This is a genomic window from Rhizobium sp. M1 (genome assembly GCF_002531805.1).
Classification (GTDB): domain Bacteria; phylum Pseudomonadota; class Alphaproteobacteria; order Rhizobiales; family Rhizobiaceae; genus Rhizobium; species Rhizobium etli_C.
Genome location: NZ_NWSW01000051.1, coordinates 1 through 3,240, shown reverse-complemented (window position 1 = coordinate 3,240; position 3,240 = coordinate 1). Strand labels below are relative to the sequence as shown.

Below are 3,240 nucleotides of genomic sequence, written 5' to 3'. Positions count from 1 at the left end.
CATGGGCCTCTCGGCTGTGAGGGCAATTCCTGGGACAATCGCGGATCGGCTTCCTCAGGTCCAACGCTCTGGCGCACCAGTTTCACGACCGACCTCACTGAAACCGAAGTGGTGATGGGGCACGGCGAGCGGAAACTTTTTAAAGCAATCCGCGAGATCAAGGAGGCCTATGCTCCACCGGCGATTTTCGTCTATTCGACCTGTGTGACAGCATTGATCGGCGACGACATCGAGGTCGTCTGCAAGCGGGCCGCGGAAAAATTCGGCCTTCCGGTGGTGCCGGTCAACGCACCTGGCTTTGCCGGCTCCAAGAACCTTGGCAATAAGCTCGCCGGTGAAGCGTTGCTCGATCATGTGATCGGCAGCGTAGAGCCGAACGACGTGACCGCCTACGACATCAATATCATTGGTGAGTTCAACCTATCCGGCGAGTTTTGGCTGGTAAAGCCGCTTCTTGACCGGCTGGGGATCAGAGTAAGGGCCTGCATTCCAGGAGACGCCCGATATCTTGACATTGCTTCTGCGCATCGCGCCAAGGCGTCCATGTTGGTGTGCTCGACAGCACTCATCAACCTCGCCCGCAAAATGGAGGAGCTGTGGGATATCCCGTTCTTCGAAGGCTCCTTTTACGGAATTACCGACACCTCGGAAGCACTCAGACAGATCGCCAAGCTGCTCGTGATGCAGGGGGCGGATCCCGAAATCCTCGAGCGCACCGAGGCATTGATCGCGGAGGAGGAGGCGATTGCCTGGATGAAACTCGCAGCATATCGACCAAGGCTTGAAGGCAAGCGCGTGTTGCTCAACACCGGCGGCGTCAAGTCCTGGTCGGTTGTCCATGCGCTGATGGAGGTGGGCATCGAGATCGTGGGCACCTCGGTCAAGAAATCCACGCCTGAAGACAAGGAACGTATCAAGCAACTCCTGAAAGACGAAAACCACCTGTTCGAGTCAATGGCGCCGCGCGAGCTTTATAACATGCTCGCCGACGGTAAAGCCGACATCATGTTGTCTGGCGGGCGCACGCAATTCATCGCGCTGAAGGCCAAGACACCTTGGCTCGATATCAACCAGGAACGCCACCACCCCTATGCCGGCTATGACGGCATGGTGGAGCTCGTTCGCCAGATCGATCTTGCTATTCACAATCCGATCTGGATGGAGGTGCGGGAGCCGGCACCGTGGGAATGCCAGCATGCGGTGGAAGAAGAACTGACGAATACCAAGAGCGAGAACGAGACTGGGTACGTCTTGCAAAACTTTGTCGGCGCGGTCGCCGGCAGCTTCTGCAAGCGTTGAGGAAAGCCGATGGTTCAAGTCTTTCCCCAGACCAAATCAGCTGCGGTCAATCCGCTGAAATCGTCGCAGCCGCTCGGCGCCGCGCTCGCCTTTCTTGGCGTCGAGCGTGCCGTGCCGCTGTTCCACGGCAGCCAGGGCTGCACCAGCTTGGCGCTGGTACTTTTAGTCCGGCACTTTAAGGAAGCCATTCCCTTGCAGACAACGGCATTGGACGCAGTGGCGACCATTCTTGGCGGCGCAGGCAATCTGGAAGAGGCGATCCTAAATCTCAAGAGGCGCGCAAAACCCAAGCTGATCGGAATTTGCACGACAGCCCTGGTGGAAACCCGCGGCGAAGATTTCGCAGGCGATCTCGCCAACATCAAGCGGGATCGTGCCGATGAGCTCGCGGGTACGGAGGTTGTGCTGGCGAATACCCCGGATTTCGAGGGAGCGATCGAAGAGGGATGGGCGAAGGCCGTCATCTCTATGGTCGAGCGCATCACCACTCCAGGCGAGCAGAGCCGCCACCAAAAGAAGATTGCGATCCTACCAGGATGGCATCTGACAGTCGCTGACATCGAGCTTCTGCGCGAAACGGTCGAAAGCTTCGGTCTGAAGCCGGTGATCCTGCCGGACATTTCCGGCTCTCTCGACGGCACGGTGCCCGGCGATCGTTGGGTTCCGACCACCTATGGCGGTACTCCCGTCGACGAGATACAAGAGCTTGGCACGGCGGCGCAATGTATCGCGATCGGCGAGCATATGCGCCGCCCCGCAGAGCTACTGCGGACCCGGACGGGAGTCCCTTACGCATTGTTCCAGTCGCTGACAGGATTGAAACGAGCCGACCGGTTCGTCTCGTTTCTTTCTGAGATTTCTGGTGCGCCGGTGCCAGCAAACATCCGCCGTCGCCGAGCACAGCTGCAGGACGCCCTGCTCGACGGACATTTCCATTTCGGAGGCAAGAAGATCGCAATTGCTGTGGAGCCGGACCAGCTCTACCAATTCGCTACCTTCTTCACCGGCATGGGCGCCGAAATCGCGGCAGCGGTCACCACGACCGGCACCTCAAAAATACTCGCGGAAATGCCGGCCGAATCGCTCCAGGTCGGTGATCTTGGCGATCTCGAAGAACTTGCCGTCGGCGCTGATCTTCTCGTCACGCATTCGCATGGACGACAAGCGGCGGAGCGCCTTGGGATTCCGCTCATGCGGGTGGGCTTCCCGATATTCGACCGACTCGGCAGCCAGCATAAGCTCACAAGTCTCTATCAGGGAACGCGCGACCTGATCTTCGATGTTTCCAACATCTTCCAGGCCAATCAGCGCGCGCCGTGTCCTGGATCGCTTGATCCCTCCCGCAAAGGAGAACTGCCTAGATGATCGCCGCTCGTCGCCTTTCCCTCGTCCCTGACGGGGTTCACTCGTCAGCTCCAAAACGGAAGGCTGGCGCGTTGCGCGTCGCAATCGCCACTCAAGATATGAAATCTCTCGACGCCCATTTCGGATCGGCAAAACGTTTCGTCGTCTATGATGTGAGTCCCGACGACTGGAAACTGGTGGAAGTCCTGGACTTCGAAGACGTTTCCGACCAGAGCGGAAAGCATCGGAACGAGGACGTCGATCGTATTAACCCGAAGGTGAAGGCGTTGGAAGGTTGTCACTTATTGTTCTGTCTGGCGATCGGTGGGCCATCGGCAGCCCGAGTTGTTTCGGCCAAAATCCACCCAATTAAAGTATCCGATCCTCAACTGATCGAAGATGTTTTGTCGCGAACTCGGGCGATGCTCAGGACTACTCCGCCACCCTGGTTACGCAAGGTGCTAACCGAAGCAGGCGCCATTGAAAAGAAGCCTTTCGATGAGGAGGACTAAGAAATGGGTACATTGACAGGAAGTACGGATGGCCCTGCTGTCAACGAGGATGGGGATCTCGCCACCCCTTTTCTCAGATGCCTGA

Annotated in this window: 3 protein-coding genes; all 3 read left to right on the top strand. The window is 58.0% G+C overall.

The window, feature by feature from the left end:
• Positions 1-1,299 (top strand): nitrogenase iron-molybdenum cofactor biosynthesis protein NifE (gene nifE, locus CO655_RS30655; protein WP_141514383.1); only part of this gene is annotated, 1,299 nt, incomplete at its 5' end.
• 9 nt (positions 1,300-1,308) lie between these two features.
• A complete protein-coding gene (gene nifN / locus CO655_RS30650; protein WP_004672660.1) occupies positions 1,309-2,664 on the top strand; it encodes a nitrogenase iron-molybdenum cofactor biosynthesis protein NifN in 1,356 nt (451 codons plus the stop codon).
• Complete coding sequence (nifX, locus tag CO655_RS30645; protein WP_008536565.1) at positions 2,661-3,155, top strand: nitrogen fixation protein NifX; 495 nt, start codon at positions 2,661-2,663, stop codon at positions 3,153-3,155. Before nifN ends, nifX begins: the two co-directional genes overlap by 4 nt.
• Positions 3,156-3,240 lie beyond the last annotated feature (85 nt).